General features: G+C 56.5%; 12 protein-coding genes and 1 rRNA gene. 3 read left to right on the forward strand and 10 right to left on the reverse strand.

All coding sequences use genetic code 11. The features are described 5' to 3' along the window. Positions 1 to 94 precede the first annotated feature (94 nt). From bcsC to bcsR, 6 genes are read right to left on the reverse strand one after another with little or no spacing between them, the layout of a single operon-like run. On the reverse strand, positions 95 to 3,577 hold the full coding sequence (gene bcsC, locus NUX24_RS14415; protein WP_257832355.1) for a cellulose synthase complex outer membrane protein BcsC: 3,483 nt from the start codon (positions 3,575 to 3,577) through the stop codon (positions 95 to 97). Then, positions 3,559 to 4,665, reverse strand: a complete 1,107-nt coding sequence (gene bcsZ, locus NUX24_RS14420; protein WP_257832398.1) for a cellulose synthase complex periplasmic endoglucanase BcsZ — start codon at positions 4,663 to 4,665, stop codon at positions 3,559 to 3,561. Before bcsZ ends, bcsC begins: the two co-directional genes overlap by 19 nt. A 6-nt stretch (positions 4,666 to 4,671) precedes the next feature. Then, positions 4,672 to 7,092, reverse strand: a complete 2,421-nt coding sequence (bcsB, locus tag NUX24_RS14425; protein ID WP_045143092.1) for a cellulose biosynthesis cyclic di-GMP-binding regulatory protein BcsB — start codon at positions 7,090 to 7,092, stop codon at positions 4,672 to 4,674. Between the two features lie 10 nt (positions 7,093 to 7,102). Beyond that, complete coding sequence (gene bcsA / locus NUX24_RS14430) at positions 7,103 to 9,718, reverse strand: UDP-forming cellulose synthase catalytic subunit (RefSeq protein WP_029740462.1); 2,616 nt, start codon at positions 9,716 to 9,718, stop codon at positions 7,103 to 7,105. Then, complete coding sequence (gene bcsQ / locus NUX24_RS14435) at positions 9,715 to 10,467, reverse strand: cellulose biosynthesis protein BcsQ (RefSeq protein ID WP_047652955.1); 753 nt, start codon at positions 10,465 to 10,467, stop codon at positions 9,715 to 9,717. The genes bcsA and bcsQ overlap by 4 nt, the downstream gene beginning before the upstream one ends. 11 nt (positions 10,468 to 10,478) lie before the next feature. Beyond that, positions 10,479 to 10,667 carry a cellulose biosynthesis protein BcsR gene (bcsR, locus tag NUX24_RS14440; RefSeq protein ID WP_008503237.1) on the reverse strand — a complete coding sequence of 63 codons (189 nt, stop codon included), beginning with the start codon at positions 10,665 to 10,667 and terminating at the stop codon, positions 10,479 to 10,481. Positions 10,668 to 10,843: 176 nt separating this feature from the next. On the opposite strand from bcsR, the gene bcsE reads away from it, so the two are divergent. Genes bcsE through bcsG form a run of 3 tightly spaced genes read left to right on the forward strand, consistent with a single transcriptional unit; the run spans position 10,844 to position 14,269 of the window. Next, positions 10,844 to 12,406, forward strand: coding sequence for a cellulose biosynthesis c-di-GMP-binding protein BcsE (bcsE, locus tag NUX24_RS14445; protein ID WP_126330559.1), 1,563 nt, complete (start codon positions 10,844 to 10,846; stop codon positions 12,404 to 12,406). After that, a complete protein-coding gene (gene bcsF, locus NUX24_RS14450) occupies positions 12,400 to 12,597 on the forward strand; it encodes a cellulose biosynthesis protein BcsF (RefSeq protein WP_024908822.1) in 198 nt (65 codons plus the stop codon). Before bcsE ends, bcsF begins: the two co-directional genes overlap by 7 nt. Further along, positions 12,590 to 14,269 (forward strand): cellulose biosynthesis protein BcsG, encoded by a 1,680-nt coding sequence (gene bcsG / locus NUX24_RS14455; RefSeq protein WP_257832360.1) that lies wholly within the window; start codon positions 12,590 to 12,592, stop codon positions 14,267 to 14,269. Before bcsF ends, bcsG begins: the two co-directional genes overlap by 8 nt. A gap of 48 nt (positions 14,270 to 14,317) precedes the next feature. Here the strand turns inward: bcsG and NUX24_RS14460 are convergent, their stop codons facing one another. The 4 genes from NUX24_RS14460 to rrf form a co-directional block, all read right to left on the reverse strand. Continuing rightward, on the reverse strand, positions 14,318 to 15,310 hold the full coding sequence (locus NUX24_RS14460; RefSeq protein ID WP_257832362.1) for a glycosyl hydrolase family 8: 993 nt from the start codon (positions 15,308 to 15,310) through the stop codon (positions 14,318 to 14,320). Between the two features lie 16 nt (positions 15,311 to 15,326). Next, a complete protein-coding gene (gene birA / locus NUX24_RS14465) occupies positions 15,327 to 16,289 on the reverse strand; it encodes a bifunctional biotin--[acetyl-CoA-carboxylase] ligase/biotin operon repressor BirA (protein WP_047652961.1) in 963 nt (320 codons plus the stop codon). Next, positions 16,286 to 17,314, reverse strand: coding sequence for a UDP-N-acetylmuramate dehydrogenase (gene murB / locus NUX24_RS14470; RefSeq protein ID WP_257832364.1), 1,029 nt, complete (start codon positions 17,312 to 17,314; stop codon positions 16,286 to 16,288). Before murB ends, birA begins: the two co-directional genes overlap by 4 nt. Before the next feature lie 124 nt (positions 17,315 to 17,438). After that, positions 17,439 to 17,554 (reverse strand): 5S ribosomal RNA (gene rrf, locus NUX24_RS14475). Positions 17,555 to 17,560 lie beyond the last annotated feature (6 nt).

A 17,560-nucleotide genomic window follows, 5' to 3' on the forward strand; every position in this document is an offset into this window, starting at 1 on the left:
GCAGGGCGCGCCAGGGTGTAAACCTGGCGCGCCTGAGTATACCCGATTGCCGCGCTATTAAGAGAGACTTACAAATGGATTAAGGAAAATCCGATTACCAGTCCGCGTAAGGGATGAGCGGCTGCGGCGGTAAGTCCATATCGCCCTGCCAGCCTGCAGCAGAGTAACGCACATAGATCAGCGCATGGCTTGGGGTATAGTCTTTCGCCTCCTGAATATCCACGCCCATGCCCACAAACCAGTTGGACGTTACGCGGCGTTCGATAATGGCTCGCGCGGTATAACCCGTGCCTGAGGAACTGCTGCCGGTTTCCATCGCTCCCCGGTCGGTATAGCGGTCTGGCTCATCGGTCGGGATCAGATTCTGAATCGGGTAGCGCAGCTCGTCTTTGGTTTTGGAGTGAGACCAGGAGACCGAGCCACCCAGCTCCCAGGACCAGTTCTCCGTGCGTTTACGCCAGGTTACCGGCAGTGCGAAGGAGACATACTCCTGCGGACTGTAGTAGCCGCCCTGACCCAGGGTATAACCGCTCAGGTCTTTGTCGTAGTGCCAGAGCATATTGGAGACGCCGACCGTCAGGCGCTCATTGTTTTTATTAATGAGCTTGTAGTAGTAACCCGTCATCCAGCGGACGCGCCAGTTATCTTCCACATTTTTACCCGTCAGCGTTTCCGCGTTCAGGCTTGACCAGACGCCGTTCGCTTGCCCTTTGTCATAGCTCATGCTTACGCCGCCACCGGTGGCACGTACGCCGCCCCAGGTGGTGCCGGTGTTAGTATCTTTTTGCCCGGCGAACGCCAGCAGGGAGCTGGAGATTGGGCGGCGATGGGCGTTAACGGTATAGCCGATGGGGCCCAGATCGCTGCTGTAGCTGATACCGCCCACCACGTCGACGACGTCAAAGCCCATTGGCGTAGTGCCAATATCCATCGCCCAGGTTTTATTCTGCCAGCCGACGGCAACGCTTGCGCCATTGTCGGACTGATGGGTGTTGCCGCTACACGGCGTTTCGTAGCAGGTCCCCCATTTTGGATCGTAAGTCCCGTTATTGTTATCAAATGAACCGGCGTCCATGTTGACCAGATCGCTTCTGAAGAACATGCGCCCGTCAGACAGCGGGGCATCCACCTGCAGCATGGTGGTGTGCGCTTTCAGGTCCGAATAACCGCCCGTGCCGCTGGAGCCCCAGTAATCGTGCTGCAGCGTGACGTTAACATCCTGCTGACGGTACAAGTCACCGGCATCACTGCGCACGCCGCGCTTCAGCCAGTCGTCTTTTTCATCGTTGCGCGTCAGACGAGTGAAGCTGTCGTTGTCGGCCGGACGGGTCGTCGTGACGCCGGACGACACCATCGCGTCTTTATAGGTTTCCAGCGCCTGCTGAGGCTGCCCGTTTTGCGCCTGGAAACGCGCGGCATCACGTAACACCAGCGCGTTTTCCATGGAGCCGGGCTGCGATTTAGCCTGCGGAATGATTTTGTTGAAGGTCTGTTCTGCGGCAGCGGAATCGCCCAGACCTGCCTGCGCCATCGCGATCCGGCGCTGCATGTTGAGCGACAGCGGCTGGCCGTTTTGCGCGGCGGGCAGTTTCGCCAGTTCCGCGCGCGCAGCGTCTTTGTCACCCTGCGCGCTATAAATCTCGGTCAGGCCGAGGATCGCATCTTCGTTCTGCGGCTCACGCTGCAGGACAGCGCTGTACGTCGTTTTCGCCGACGCCAGATCGCCACGCTGCTGCGCCCAATCCGCCAGCGTCAGGTCGATGCGGGTGGAGGTCGGCTGCTGGCGCAGAAGGTTTTCCGCCTCCTGCTCTTTGCCGCTGTCGCGCAGACGGTTGGCGGTTTCCAGCACCTGGTTGCTTTGCAGACGGTCGGCAAGCTCCTGAATATTGCCGTTCCACTGGCTGCGCGGCAGCGTGCCCAGATGCGCCAGCGCGGCGCGGTCCTGATCGTTGCCGGAAAGATAGAGCCCGTTGGCGTACACCTGATCCGGGTCGGACGGTTTCTGGCTGGCAAGCTGACGCATCAGGGTATCCGCCTGGCTGCGCTGACCCGCGCTGTAGAGATCGCGCGAGAGACGATAGGTTATCCACACGTCGCCGGGAGAGAGCGCCAGACGACGACGCTGGATCTCTGCCGCCTGGGCGTATTTCCCCTGATTCTCCAGCTGTTCGGCCTGAGCGGAGAGCTGCTCGTTGGTCAGGCTGCGTTCAATATCATCAATGCTCCGGCGCTGGCTGGCGGAGAGAGACTGGATAAACTGCGAGGCCTTCTCCGGGGACTGCGCGCGATAAATATTGGCCAGGCCGCGGACCGCATTGCTGTTGCCGCTGTCCATACGCAGCGCCTGGCGATAATAACGCTCCGCCGCGTCGTTATCTTTACGCGCCGCGGCGGCATCGCCCAGCCCCAGCACGGCATAACTGTCGGTATTGTCGATACTGCGCGCCTGCTGATAGTAACGCTCCGCCTGCGCAGGATTATTCGCCTTCAGGGCCGCATCGCCCTGCTGGATCAGCAGCCAGTAACGGTTAACCTTCAGCAAACTGTCCCATTTACCCCGGTTATCGCTCTGGGGATCGAGGGCAATCGCCTTTTCAAACTGCGCCACCGCGCGGGCGCGGTCGCCTTTCTGGGAATAAGCCTGGCCGAGGGCACCCACCGCTTCACTGTCGGCATGGTTGGCGCTGACGGCTTTTTGCAGCTCCGCCACCGCCTTACTCCCCTGCCCGGCATCCACCGCCGCCAGCCCTTCCGCTTTCGCGCGGAACGCCGGGTCAGCGAGCTGTTTTTGCTGTTCTTCGAGCTGGGCACGCGCCGCCGCGACGCTATCCCCGTCACTGAATACGCTCAGGTATTTTTGCAGCGCGCTAACGCTGGCGCTGCTGGCAGGCTGGCCTTTGATTTGGTCATACCACATGTCAGACGCCTGGCTGCGCCCGTTGGTCGATTTAGCCATCTCCTGCAATACCGCAAAGCCTTCATCACGGCGTCCGCTCTGGAACAAAAGCTGGGACAGCGTCGCCTGCAGCTGCGTATTTCCGGGGCTGCTGGTATTTATTTTCTTGAGCTGGCTAATGGCTGCATTCCGGCGAGCGGGATCTTTCGCTACGACGTTCCAGTATTCCGTCGCCACGTCGCCGCCCGGCGGGTTGCCGTCAAACAGCTTGTCATAGGCTGCAATTGCCTCCTGCGTGTGTCCCGTGGTGGCGAGCAAACGCGCCTGCTGGAGCTGCTGGCGGCCATCCGGCGTGGACAGCAGCATGGTGTTACGTGATGACTGGTACGCACTTGAGCCCGGCGCGATCCCTTTCAGACGATCCAGCTCTTTTTGCGCACCGGCGTTATCGCCCTGGCGCAGCAGGTAGCGAAAGCGTGCGGCAATGACGTCAGGGTTGTTCGGGTCAATCAGCTCAAGACGATAGAGCGACTGACGAACCAAATCCTCACGCTGTGTCGATTCGCCCAGCCGAACCTGTTCCAGCAGCTGTTTCTGCTGCGGAGAGTTGGCGGCCTGGGCCCACGGCATAAGCGCCAGGCCAAGCGATAAAGTGAGTAGATTTATTGTGAACTTGCGCATTCCTGGCCCCAATCCGGTATTAATTCACCTTTTGCGGTGAAGCGAAAACGATGCTGATCCCATCCTTGCCCAAAGAGAGTCAGCACGTAGCTGTAATAGGCATTATTATCGGGAAAATGGTCCGCAACGCGCTGGCGCTGAACCGCCTGGGCATCACGTTGTTGTAAAAACGGCAGCATGGCGGCAGAGAACCCGACCGGGCCATTCCCGGTGCGTTTACCCGTCGCCACATCCACTTTCTCCGGCGGCACACCCCGTTTCATTGTCTTTGCCGCCATCGGCTGGAAGCGCGTCAGCAGCCGGGCTTTCTGAGGATCTTTATCACTCATCATGCCCACCCAGAGATAAACGCGGATGGCGTCGTAGCCGCCCACCAGCGATTTATCCTGCTGTAACCGCCAGCCTTTGTTTTTCTGATACTGCACCCAGTCCGGCGAAAACCCTTTCGGCGCGCTCTCCAGCAGCAGACGCAGATTGGTTTCACGAAGCTGGGTCCACGGGGGACCAAAGCGTGTGAAATAACTCGCTAGCTGCGGAGGAAGATAGCTGGGGTTAAAACGCCAGACGTTTTCATCGGCAAAGCCGACTTTACCGGGAAGCAGCATTGCGCCGAGCCCCGGCACTTTCACCACTTCCTCGCTGACAATGCGTTTCAGCAGCGCCTTACCCGTGCGGGTATAGTCCGGATTTTTCCACAGTCGACCCGCTTCGAGCAGAGACCAGGCGATCCAGACATCGGCGTCTGAGGCGGAGTTGGTATCAATCACCGCCCACGTCTCTTTATCTTTCTGGCCCCATAGCCAGGCGGGCAGATGGTCGTTGAGATTGCCGCTGGCAAGATTATCGCGCGTCCAGGTCAGCAGCTGGTCAAACGCGCTGCGATCGTTCCCCGCAAGGGCAAAGAACAGGGCGTAGCTTTGCCCCTCCGAGGTCGTAATTTTGCGCGTGTCGCTGGGATCAACGACACGCCCGCCCTCGCTGATGTAATCCTTTTTAAACTGCTCCCAGGCAGGCCAGGTACAGGCGGCGCGAAGAGGAAGCGCCGCCAGCATCACTGCTGCTAATACACACCAGCGAAAGGCTTTCATCACATCTTACTCATCCGGGTTCAGGCGACGACGGCTGATGATTCGCAGCAGACGCCACAGCACCCATGCCAGCAGGACCACGCTGACCGCCGCCAGGATAGCGAGCAGAACCGGATGGTTAGCCAGCGCATACCACAGCCGTTCGAACCACGGCAGATGGCCCACGTAGTACACGTCGCCCACGCGCAGGCTATTGACGCCGGACTCACGGATCACCGACACGGAACCAAACATCGCGGCACGTTTACCGCTGTCGTTCATGGCCGTATTGAGCAGTTCATACCCGCGCGGGCTGTCCGCCAGGAGAGCCACCACGCTACGCTGTTCGTTGTAAGGCGACTGGAAGCCCACCACCGCGGCCATTGCCCCCTGAGACGTTACCGTCGTCTGCGCGCTGGCCTGACGGTCGTTCATATCCGGCATAATGCTCGGGAACTCGGTCTGACGCAGCGGCGTGTTAACCCAGGACTGAGCCGCTTTCACCAGCAGGTCGATACGTTTGTCATCCTTCAGCTTATCCGGAATGGTACCGATCACCATGATGTCAGCATCTTTGTTCTGGATCTGGCTGCCATCGTCCGTCAACGTGACGTTAATCGCCGGTAATCCCGTCTGCCCCCCAACGGTCGCCATGGTATCCAGCAGGGTCGTGACCTGCCCTTCGCTCGGCGCTTTTGGCATCACAACGATGGACTCAGAGAGATCGGCCATGCGGCTGAACGGGAAGCCCGCGTTAGCAAAGGCGCGCAGGTCCGGCATCGCCAGGAAGTGATAGTACTTCGAGAAGTCGATGGTCGACTCATCGCCAATCACGACGTGGTTCTGTACGGGCTGGAAGGTGATGCAGTTTTCCGCCGAACCGCCAGGCGTCGGGTTCATGTACTGGAAGTCAAAGCGCAGCTGGTTTATCGCGCCCAGCTTCAGTGCCGGAATGGAGACATCCGTTTTACCGTCCAGCAGCCCCTGCAACACCGGCAGGCGAAGCATCAGGCGGTTAGTATCCTGCGTGCTTTGCAGGCTGAACGATTGCAGGAACTGGTTGTTCAGGCTGATATCCATGCGCGAGCTGTCTTTGGTCGCCGGCGCGGTATAACGGTAGTTCAGATTGATATCAATGCCGTTGGTACGCAGCAGATACAGATCCGGCGGCAGATTCAGTGACAGGCTAATCGGAGCAGGCTCAAGCCCCGTCGCCTGCAGCTGTTCTTCATAGGTTTTCAGCTCGCCAAATGTCACCGCACGGTCGGTACGCACCCAGTTTGGCGCATCATAAGGTTTACGCGCCAGCAGCGGTTTGACCTCATCCACTACAACGCTGTTGCCGCGGAAAAGAACGTTACCCTGGGCAATGGCTTTTGCTGCCTGCACCAGATCTTTATCATCACGGCCAAAGACCACCAGCAGCTTCACGTACGGGTTTTCCGGGTGGCTAATCATCTCAACGGTCGGCGCTTTAACGTCCGGATGATCGCGCAAGAAGGCCGGGCGTTTCGCGTTGGTCGCAAACACAATCGCATTTCTGTCCGGCAGTTTGTCATACATCGCCGGGAAGCTCTGTCCACGCCAGCCGGCACGTGAACCAAACCAGGACGCCACAATGGTGGCCGCCAGCTGCTCGGTCACGTCCGGGGACGATGCAAACACCATCGGCAGCGTGAGCGGACGGTTATCACGCGGATCGAAGAAAGGAACCGGGAATGCCGAGAGATCGTTTTTCAGCGCCAGCGACTGGTAGGTCATCTGCAGCGAGGAGTTACGCCCGACGTCCATCCACAGCGTGTTGCTGGCCGGGTTTTCGCAGACATCGCGGTAGTGACCGACAAACTCCAGGCGGATGCGGTTAAAGTCGGTGATGAACAGCGGGTTGATCGGCACCTGCGCCTGGGTTTTCTTGCCCAGCTGCTCTTTCGTGACCGGCAGAACGTCCATCAGCTCGTCATTCAGGTAGACCTTCAGCTGAGACTGTGTCGGCAGCAGAGACGGAGACGGCGTGTATTCCAGGTTCAGCACCGCATTAGAGACGACCTCATCGCTGCGCATGCCAAACTCAATGCCGCCGTTAGGGTTGATGCCGCGCAGCACCATGCTGCCCGGAGGCGGTGCAATTTGCGCGAAGGTCAGCTTCACGTCCCGCGACGGCGCGTTGTCCGCGACGACGGGCGCATTCGCCCCCCGGACGCCCGGCATTACCTGCCCTATGACCTGGCCGTCTGCCGGCAGGGTGTTCCCCTCCGTTGGCTGGTTCGGCATGATATTTTCTGTTTGACCAGGTGCCGCGGTGACAACCGGATCGGTTGCTTGCGCGACGACAGGTACCGTTGGCGCAGGCGTTGCCGCTGCGTTACCCGGGGCTGCGTTAGCCATTGTTGCGGGGAGGACATTCATCCCCATTGCCACTGCACATAACCAGGAAAGTTTTGTTTTCATCGCGTTATCATCATTGTTGAGCCATAACCGGGTCCGCCTGCTTCGCCTCATCCCGCTCAGGACGACGAGGAATGAACGACACGACCCAGGAAACCAGCGAAGTAAGTGACCGGAAAATTAATTTCACCGACGACGGGGCAAATTCTGCAAGGTGACGATAGCCACGGAACCCCAGCTTCAGAATATCCAGCAGGCTTTCCAGAGGTTTATCTTCCGGGAAGCTGTCCTGCCAGAGAGCCCACGTGTCCGCGCGGGCAAACGTACACTGCACAAAATCGATATGTTGCTTTTTGGTCAACGGCATCAGCTGCAAACCGACTTCATTGCCCGCCACGCGCACAACCTGCGTCGGGAAGACATACTCCTGCTGGCCGCGCTTAAGCAGCAGGTTAACTTTCTGGCCTTCCAGCACCTTCGCCTGGCCGTTGATTTTGATCCCCAGACCACCGTCAGAGAAGTCGTGCACGGTACAGGAGAAGAGATGGCCATCTTCACGGGCGATCGCCGCAGGCATGCAGATTTCAACGCGATGCGCACGACGAACCTGTTTGCTCTCCACCGACACCGCTACCGCGCCGCCGAGGATAATCAGGTTGTAGAAGACCCAGGCCATACTCACGAAGACGGTCAGGATTTCGTTTTCCGGGCCGTAGAAGTAACGCCAGATACCGGCGATGACGCCAACGATATTCAGCAATACCAGGAAGATATACGGACGGGAGATCACCCAGTCGACGTACTCTTCTTCCACCAGGCCGCCCTTCGCGGTGACGTTGAATTTCCCTTTGTGCGGATTAATCAGCGCCACCATCGTTGGTGGCGCGATGTACCAGGCCAGCACCGTTTCGTAGATTTCACTCCAGAAGGAGTGGCGATATTTACCCTGTATCTTCGAGTTCGTCAGGCTCGCGTGGATCATGTGCGGCAGAACAAACAGCGCAATCATCAGCGCCGGGGCGTAAATGATATAAGCGTGAAGGAGCAGGAACGCCAGCGGCGCGGTCAGGAAGATCAGCCGCGGGATACCGGATAAGAAGTGGAACATGGCGTTGACGTAGCAGAGACGTTGCGCCAGCTTGAGCCCTTTCCCAATCAGTGGGTTATCGAGACGGAAAATCTGCACCATGCCGCGCGCCCAGCGAATACGCTGACCAATGTGTGCCGACAGCGACTCCGTTGCCAGACCGGCAGCCTGCGGAATTCGCATATACGCCGAGGTATAGCCACGACGGTGCAGGCGCAAAGAGGTGTGCGCATCTTCAGTGACCGTTTCGACGGCGATACCGCCAATTTCATCAAGCGGCTTACGGCGGATGACCGCACAGGAACCGCAGAAGAAGGTGGCATCCCACATGTCGTTCCCGTCCTGCACCAGGCCATAGAACAGCGTGCCTTCGTTCGGAGTTTTGCGGAAACGGCCAAGGTTACGTTCAAACGGATCCGGGGAGAAGAAGTGGTGCGGCGTCTGCATCATCGCCAGCTCTTTCTCCTTCAGGAACCAGCCCATGGTCATCTGCAGGAACGAGCGCGTCGGCACGTGGTCGCAGTCAAAGATCGAGACAAACTCCCCGGTAGCATACTTCAACGCGTTGTTGATGTTCCCGGCCTTTGCGTGTTCATGCGTCGGACGGGCGATGTATTCGACGCCGACCTCCTCCGCGAACTGGCGGAACGCCGGACGGTTGCCGTCATCCAGGATCCAGACCTTGAGCTTGTCTTTCGGCCAGTCGATGCCCAGCGCGGCATAAATAGTGTTTTTCACCACGCTCAAATCTTCGTTGTAGGTCGGTACAAAGAGATCAACAGACGGCCACTGCGCGGTGTCTTTTGGCAGCGGAACCGGCTGGCGGTTGAGCGGCCAAATGACCTGGAAATAGCCCAGCACCAGCACGATCCAGGCGTAGGTTTCAGCAAACAGCAGCACCAGACCGCATACCAGGCTGACCGGGTCGTCCCAGTTCAGGGTTGAGGTATAGCGCCACCAGATGTAGCGACAGGAGACGGTCAGCGACAACACGATCAGCATCAGCGCCGAGAAGCGGCCCGGAATACGGCGGACCAGCAGCGCCACGCCCCACAGCAGGATTAGGAAGGTGAACTGCGCCAGAGGGTTGAAAGGTTGCGTAATACAGACCAGCGCCAGAATGAGCGAGAACACGACGATCACGCCGAGGATAAAACGCCGCAGGCCCGGATGGAGATGTCCGAGCTCTTTATGGTTATCCAGATGGCTGGTCTTATCGCTGACGCTGTTGGGCAGTCTGTCCAGCCACTGGTGGTAGCGCTCACGTAACTGCTGGACGCGGGAGAAGCTGCGCCAGTGCGGCGTTATTTTCTCTGAGCGGGATGACGTGACCACCAGCCAGATAGCCTGAATGAGATAACGTGCTGGATCTAAAGGACGCGGCCGGTTGGGATTGATGTGCGGATATAGCTCACTGTGCCGGGCACGTATGCGCTGCCAGCGCGGGTGTTCGAGTGGAATAAACATCCAGGCCAGAATCATCCAGAAACAACCGAGCGCGGCGCTAAATGCCGAAGCACCGTGCCGGCGGAAATGCCGGTAATGTTCGCTCAAACGCGAACTCACCGGCGGGATGAGTAACCAGCTGGCGAGACGACTCATACATCACTCCCTGCATGCTCCGCCCTGTTGGCGAAGTTCAGCAGACACCAGTTAGCCAGCGTCAGAATCTCTTCTGCAGCCAGTGAATCGCTGCGGTATTCGCCGAGCGGTTGCTTAGACGCAAGGCATTCCGCCATTCCCTCATCACGATGAATGACAATAGGAAGCAGACGGCGCTGGCTTTGCAGCCACACCTGATAGAGATCGTCCTGGATCTGGCTGCCAATACGCAAATCGTTTATCAGAAGGTGAGCGTTCTGAGGCAATCCCTGCTGATGCAGGCGGATATGGCAGTTCGCATCGACGTTGACGATGGAAAGTATATGATCGCACTGGGCGATAAGCTGTCGGGTCAGCGTGCCGGCGCCGTGCGGAAGATCCAGCAGGATCCACTTGTAGTGCCCCTTTTCTTTCAGGGTTTGCAGCGCAAGCGTGAACTGCGAAAACAGGCGCTGATACGCGGCTTCATTCTCGCGTTCCGTGGTGGTCAGTTGACCAAACGGCAGCAGATCGAGCTGGGAGGTATAGCGCATCCCTGCATCCTGCCAGTTTTTATCATCAAGCAGCGCGCGGGCCCAGCCCTCTTCGCGAGAAAAGTCGACGTTAAACGACATACGCAACAAATTATCGGCGCAGGCGTCAATAACCAGCACCGATTCACCTAAAAGTTGTAATGACCACGCCAGCGCCGCGGTAACTGATGTGGTACCCACACCGCCACGGACACCCTGTAATCCGAGTATGGCCATCAATGGCTCCCTTATTGTTGATGGGCGAATTCAGCTAATAACGGCCAGCGTTTAATAGCCGCGGCCAACTGTTCCCGCTGGGAAATATCGGTGTAATCTATTTCAGGTAAAGAAAAGGCCTGCGTCAGCGCCAGAAAATCGTTTTGGAATGTGTAACCCAGAGTCGAGTCGACTGGGGTTCCAGGTTCGTTATTATCCATTCTTTTTCCATCCCTTTTAAGGAAAATCGCACGCTAAAGAAGTTGCGGAGCTTCCTGCCCTGACAAATTTCATTTACATGCTAAATCTGATGTTCTTTAATTTCAATGTTAGGTTTATTTCTACGCTTTCGCTAGTAAACTGAGATACAGATAAATTAGACGAAAAGAGGGACACCGTGGACTCCATATTTTCTATTGGCATCCAGTCATTATGGGACGAATTGAGCCACATGCCAGTCGGAGGAGTCTGGTGGATTAATACGGACCGTAATGAAGATGCTATCAGTCTGGTAAACCAGACAATTGCTGCTCAGGATAAGGATTCCCGCGTGGCCGTCATTAGCATGGGCGAAGAGCCGAAGAACATTATCACGCTTGAAAGTGACCGCGGCCCCCAGACGGTGCGATTATTTTCCATGACATCGGAAGCCGATAGTCTATACTTTTTGACCCGCGACGTTCAGTGCTCTATTGACCCGGATCACTATTTAGTGATCCTTAAATGTGCAAATAACGTTCTGCAAAATATACCTGCGGAAAAACTGCTGTCGTGGCTGGAAAAAATCAATAAATGGGCAAAATTTCAAAATTGCACGCTTCTGGTCGTCAATCCCGGCAGTAATAATGACAAGCTGTTCTCACTTTTAATGGCCGAATATCGCTCCCTGTTCGGTTTGGCAAGCGTGCGCGACCAGGTGGGCAGCTATCTCTACGATATTGCATTCTGGTGTAATGAAAAAGGCGTGAGCGCCAGGCAACAGCTTACGCTGAAACATATCGAGGGCGAGTGGCACCTGGCGCAGCAGGAAGAAACCGTGGTGCAGCCGCGCAGTGACGAAAAACGCATTCTTAGCCATATCGCGGTTTTAGAGGGGGCGCCCGCCCTGTCGGAAAACTGGACATTGTTTGATTCTAACGAAGCCCTTTTCCATGAAGCCCGCACAACCCAGGCGGCAACCCTTATTTTCTCGCTGATGCAGAATAACCAGATTGAGACGCTGGCACGACAAATCCACACCTTACGCCGCCAGCGCGGAAGTGCGTTGAAAATCATCGTGCGCGAAAATAATACCAGCCTGCGCGCCACCGATGAGCGCCTGCTTCTGGGCTGCGGCGCCAATATGGTTATTCCCTGGAATGCGCCGTTGTCACGCTGCCTGACGCTTATCGAAAGCGTTCAGGGCCAGCAGTTTAGCCGCCACGTACCGGAAGATATTTCCACGCTGCTCTCCATGACGCAGCCGATGAAGCTGCGTGGGTACCAAAAATGGGATACCTTCTGCGACGCCGTGGGCAACATGATGAACAACACGCTTCTTCCTGCAGACGGAAAAGGGGTCATGGTTGCCCTGCGTCCTGTACCGGGTATTCGCGTTGAACAGGCGCTCACCCTATGTCGCCCGAATCGTACAGGGGACATCATGACCATTGGCGACAATCGCCTGGTGCTGTTTTTGTCCTTCTGCCGGGTAAACGATCTCGATACGGCACTTAACCACATCTTTCCCCTGCCTACCGGGGATATTTTCTCGAACCGTATGATTTGGTTCGAAGATAATACGATTAGCGCGGAGCTGGTGCAGATGCGTGCGCTCCAGCCTGAACAATGGGCCAAACCGCTCGCTATCACGAGCGATGCCAAACCGATCCTCAATGCCAGACATGATGGACACGTCTGGCGTCGAATTCCGGAACCCCTTCGCTTATTAACAGACAACGCGGAGAACGCATCATCATGAATATCAGCGATATCATTCAACTGGTTATATTCTGTGCGCTGATCTTTTTCCCGCTTGGCTACTACGCGCGCCATTCCATACGCCGTATCCGTGATACGGCCAGAGTGCTGTTTATCAAACCTCGCTATGTAAAACCAGCCGGAACACTGACACGGGCATCACACGTCAAGGCAGACCGAAAACATGACTAATTCTACCTATACCGCTTCGTCACCCTCGCCGCTCTGGCAGTACTGGCGCGGCCTTTCCGGCTGGAACTTCTACTTTCTGGTGAAGTTTGGTCTGCTGTGGGCAGGCTATCTGAATTTCCATCCCCTTCTCAACCTCGTGTTTATGGCCTTCCTGCTGATGCCGCTGCCGAATATCAGGCTGCATCGCTTACGCCACTGGGTCGCTGTACCTGCCGGCTTTGCGCTGTTCTGGCATGATACCTGGCTACCGGGGCCGGACAGCATTATGAGCCAGGGGTCGCAGGTGGCGGGCTTCAGTGCAGACTATATGCTTGACCTGACCGAGCGCTTTATTAACTGGCAGATGATTGGCGCGGTATTTGTGCTGCTGGTTGCCTGGCTGTTCCTGTCACAGTGGATCCGCGTTACGGTGTTTGTCGTCGCGATTATGATCTGGCTTAACGTGCTGACGCTGGCTGGGCCCAACTTTTCGCTGTGGCCTGCAGGTCAACCGACCACCACGGTAACCACCACCGGGGGAAGCGCGGCGGCAACCGTCACAACGGCAGGCGATACGCCTGTGGTGGGCGATATCCCAACCCAGACCGCGCCGCCGACCTCTACCAACCTGAACGCCTGGCTCTCCAGTTTCTATACCGCGGAAGACAAGCGACAAACTAAATTCCCGGATGCGCTGCCGGCAGATGCTCAGCCGTTTGAACTGCTGGTGATCAACATCTGCTCTCTCTCCTGGGCCGACGTGGACGCCGCCGGTTTGATGTCTCATCCGCTGTGGTCACACTTCGACATTCAGTTTAAAGATTTCAACTCTGCCACCTCGTACAGCGGCCCGGCGGCGATCCGCCTGCTGCGTGCAAGCTGCGGCCAGACATCGCATAAAAACCTGTATCAACCCGCCGGCAACCAGTGTTATCTGTTCGATAACCTCGCAAAACTGGGCTTTACGCAGCATCTGATGCTGGGGCATAACGGCCAGTTCGGTAACTTCCTGAAAGAGGTGCGCGAACAGGGCGGCATGCAGGCACCGCTGATGGATCAAACCGGTCTTCCCGTCTCTCTGCTGGGCTTCGACGGTTCGCCCGTTTATGACGATACCGCCGTCCTGCAGCGCTGGCTGCAGACCATCGAAAAAGACAGCAATCCACGCAGCGCGACGTTCTTTAACACCCTGCCGCTCCACGACGGTAACCATTTCCCGGGCGTGAGCAAAACGGCTGATTATAAAGTGCGTGCGCAGAAGTTCTTCGACGAGCTGGACGCGTTCTTCACGGAGCTGGAAAAATCAGGCCGTAAAGTGATGGTGGTTGTGGTACCTGAGCACGGCGGCGCGCTGAAAGGCGACAGAATGCAGGTGTCGGGTCTGCGTGATATCCCAAGCCCGTCCATCACTAACGTGCCTGCAGGCATTAAATTCTTTGGGATGAAGGCACCGCATCAGGGCGCACCGATTGAGATTACACAGCCAACCAGCTACCTGGCGATTTCAGAACTGGTTGCCCGCGCCGTTGACGGGAAGCTGTTTGTGGAAGATAGCGTGAACTGGGATCAGCTCACCAGCAAACTGCCGCAAACGGCAGAAGTCTCAGAGAACGCTAACGCGGTCGTCATTCAGTATCAAAACAAACCTTACGTTCGCCTGAACGGCGGGGATTGGGTGCCGTATCCGCAGTAACATGGTATGACGTCCCTCTCCCCATCGGGGAGAGGGACAATCTCGACATTATTGCTGGGCGATCCACACCAGCATTTTCAGACTTGCCGAATAGTAGTCGTCTTTAGAGGTAATTTCGGGTTCACCGGAAGACTGCCCCATCGTAAAATCGCGTACAGCCAGCAGGCCGCCTTCCATCATGTAGGGCGCATATTCGTTGGTCGTGACGTTAACCCAGGCGGGAGTTTGTTCCCGGGAGAACTGTCCAAACCAGGCCTTCCACGGCGTCAGCAGCGGGCTTTGCTTATCAGACCAGGCAACGTACAGCGGAACACGAATCGCGTCATAGCTCATTCGCGGCGGCCAGCCTTTAGCAGGAGCCAGCTTGCCACCTGATGCCAGTGAAACCCAGTCAGTTGGCAGATTCGCTTTACCCGAGCCCATTTTCCCCAGCAGGCGTTTCCCGTCCTTAATCAAATCACGCCAGATCGGCAAATGACTGCGTCTGGAGAAGGCCTGCCAGGCCGGAAACACGAAATAGGAAGGATTAAGGACCACTTCCCCCTCAAGCTTAAATCCCTGGACGCCGGGCAGCATCACGCGGTAACCGGCATAGCGGATCACGCTGTGGTCAATCAGTGCTTTTGTAATTGCATCCGATGCGGCGCCGTAGCGCTTGTCATGCCAGCGGGCGTCGGCTTTCAGTAACGCCCAGGCAATCAGCATATCGCCATCTGCAGCGTTGTTTTTGTCGGCGACCGGGTTGGACTCTGCGGGATTATAGCGCCAGTAAAACAGACCATTTTCTTTGTTCTTCAGCTGACTGTCTGTCCATTGCCAGAGCTTATCGAACGTGGCTTTATCGTCGTTGGCCACCGCCATCAGCATGGCAAAACCCTGACCTTCCGTATGCGATACGCCGCCATTGCCGGTATCAACAATACGGCCTTCCGGTTTGAAAAAGCGGGCCTTGTAACTCTCCCAGGCCCGATCCGCATGAGAGAGAGGCGAGAACAGCAGACTCATCATGACGGCCAGCGTCGCGCACACGGGTTTTCGCATAATTAACTCGATCCGGTTATTCGGCACTTCTCAGTGAAATCTCACCGCCCATCCAGGGTTTGATCACGCCATCCTGCTCCAGGAGCAGCGCGCCCTGTGCGTCAATACCGCGGGAAATTCCGTAGATCTCTTTATCACCAATCAGCAGTTTCACCGGGCGGTTGATAAAGTTATCCAGCTTTTCCCAACGAGACAGGAACGATGCCAGTCCTTCCTGCTCAAAAAGCGTGAGTGAACTGCGCAACTCTTTAATCATACGCACGGCAAGGGTGTTACGATCGATGACGATCCCCGCCTCCTGGAGGTTAGTCCAGGCCTGATTCACCACATCATTTTGTACATTGCGCATCACCATGTTGAGGCCTGCGCCAATGACGATTTGCGCCGCATCGCCCGTTTTTCCCGTCAATTCGACCAGAATGCCGGCAAGTTTACGATCGTTGAGGTACAGGTCATTAGGCCACTTAACACGTACTTTATCCGCCCCCAGATCGTGCAGCACTTCCGCCATGACGATGCCGATGACCAGACTCAGACCAATGGCAGCTGCCGGGCCCTGCTCAAGTCGCCAGTACATGGACAGATAGAGGTTAGCGCCAAATGGCGAAAACCATTTGCGACCGCGACGGCCGCGACCAGCCTGTTGATATTCAGCAACGCAGGCATCGCCGGATGTCAGCTCAGGCAGACGATCCAGAAGATACTGGTTCGTCGAATCAATCACCGGCAGCACCGCTACATTGCCGTGTCCGATCTGGCTGCGGATCGCTTCTTCATTCAGCAATTGAATCGGCTCCGGCAGGCTGTAGCCTTTTCCGGGAACAGTGAACACATCAACACCCCAGTCGCGAAGCGTCTGGATATGTTTATTGATAGCAGCACGGCTCATGCCAAGCTGTTCACCCAGCTGCTCGCCAGAATGAAACTCACCGTCAGCAAGGATGCTAATCAAGGTTAAGGGAATGGTATTGTCCTTCACGCGATAGCCTCCACTGCATTAACTTCACCTGTGCAGCCAATGAAGCGAACTTCTGGCTCCAGCCAGACGTTAAATTTTTCGCCCACACGCTGACGAACATAATGAGCCAGCTGTACAACATCATCGCTGGTCGCATCGCGCTGATTAATCAGCACCAGAGCCTGCTGCTGGTGAACGGCAGCACCGCCTACTGAAGTGCCTTTTAGCTGGCATTGATCGATAAGCCATCCCGCGGCAAGCTTCACGCTGCCATCCGCCTGAGGGTAATGTGGCGCGGCTGGCCATCCTTCAAGAAAGGCTTTTGCATTTTCGCTGCTGATAACCGGGTTTTTGAAGAAACTGCCTGCGTTTCCGTTTACTTTTGGATCGGGAAGTTTGGTCATCCGCATATGGCAAACGGAATCAAAAACGTCGCGGGCGGTTACGGTAGCCGGATCGAGACGCGTTAAATCCCCGTACGTCAACACCGGCTGCCAGTTCTTCGACAGGCGCAGACCCACGGCGACAATCACGTAGCGATCCTGATATTCATGTTTGAAGATACTTTCACGATAGCCAAACCGGCACTGTTCCGCCGTTAAACGCTTTGCCGTTCCGGTCGCCAGTTCGATGCAGTCGACATATTCGCAGACATGTTTCAGTTCGAGGCCGTAGGCACCGATGTTTTGAATAGGTGACGATCCGGCGCAGCCAGGAATAAGCGCAAGGTTTTCCAGGCCCGGCATCCCTTTTTCGAGGGTAAATTGCACCAGCTGATGCCAGTTTTCTCCGGCACCCACGTGCAGGTGCCAGCTATCGGCACGCTCTTCCACATCAATTCCCATGATGCGGTTAACGATCACCGTTCCCGCAAAATCATCGAGAAACAGGACATTACTTCCTTCGCCCAGAATCAGTACGGGTTCGTTATTTTCAGTTGCGCTTTGCCATGCATCCAGCAGTTGCTGTGCAGTATCGGCACGTACAATTTGTTTAGCATTGCGTTGAATGCCAAAGGTATTCCAGGGCTTAAGGGAGTGGTTCATAGACGCTATCCTGATGCAAAAACGCAGGTAGTTTACCGTATAAGCAGGGCGTTGGGGGATTAGTTTGTGCAGCGTATAAACGCAAAAAGGCCATCCTTGCGGATGGCCTCTTCACTTATTTGATGCCTGGCAGTTCCCTACTCTCACATGGGGAGACCCCACACTACCATCGGCGCTACGGCGTTTCACTTCTGAGTTCGGCATGGGGTCAGGTGGGACCACCGCGCTAAAGCCGCCAGGCAAATT

The sequence above is a fragment of the Enterobacter sp. HG048 genome, assembly GCF_024702055.1.
Classification (GTDB): Bacteria; Pseudomonadota; Gammaproteobacteria; order Enterobacterales; family Enterobacteriaceae; genus Enterobacter; species Enterobacter dykesii.

What these genes read in the sequence shown, in the direction of transcription:
- bcsC (WP_257832355.1), bottom strand. Translation starts at nt 3,577, where the DNA reads ATGCGCAAGTTCACAATAAATCTACTCACTTTATCGCTTGGCCTGGCG.
- bcsZ (WP_257832398.1), bottom strand. Translation starts at nt 4,665, where the DNA reads ATGAAAGCCTTTCGCTGGTGTGTATTAGCAGCAGTGATGCTGGCGGCG.
- bcsB (WP_045143092.1), bottom strand. Translation starts at nt 7,092, where the DNA reads ATGAAAACAAAACTTTCCTGGTTATGTGCAGTGGCAATGGGGATGAAT.
- bcsA (WP_029740462.1), bottom strand. Translation starts at nt 9,718, where the DNA reads ATGAGTCGTCTCGCCAGCTGGTTACTCATCCCGCCGGTGAGTTCGCGT.
- bcsQ (WP_047652955.1), bottom strand. Translation starts at nt 10,467, where the DNA reads ATGGCCATACTCGGATTACAGGGTGTCCGTGGCGGTGTGGGTACCACA.
- bcsR (WP_008503237.1), bottom strand. Translation starts at nt 10,667, where the DNA reads ATGGATAATAACGAACCTGGAACCCCAGTCGACTCGACTCTGGGTTAC.
- bcsG (WP_257832360.1), top strand. Translation starts at nt 12,590, where the DNA reads ATGACTAATTCTACCTATACCGCTTCGTCACCCTCGCCGCTCTGGCAG.
- NUX24_RS14460 (WP_257832362.1), bottom strand. Translation starts at nt 15,310, where the DNA reads ATGCGAAAACCCGTGTGCGCGACGCTGGCCGTCATGATGAGTCTGCTG.
- murB (WP_257832364.1), bottom strand. Translation starts at nt 17,314, where the DNA reads ATGAACCACTCCCTTAAGCCCTGGAATACCTTTGGCATTCAACGCAAT.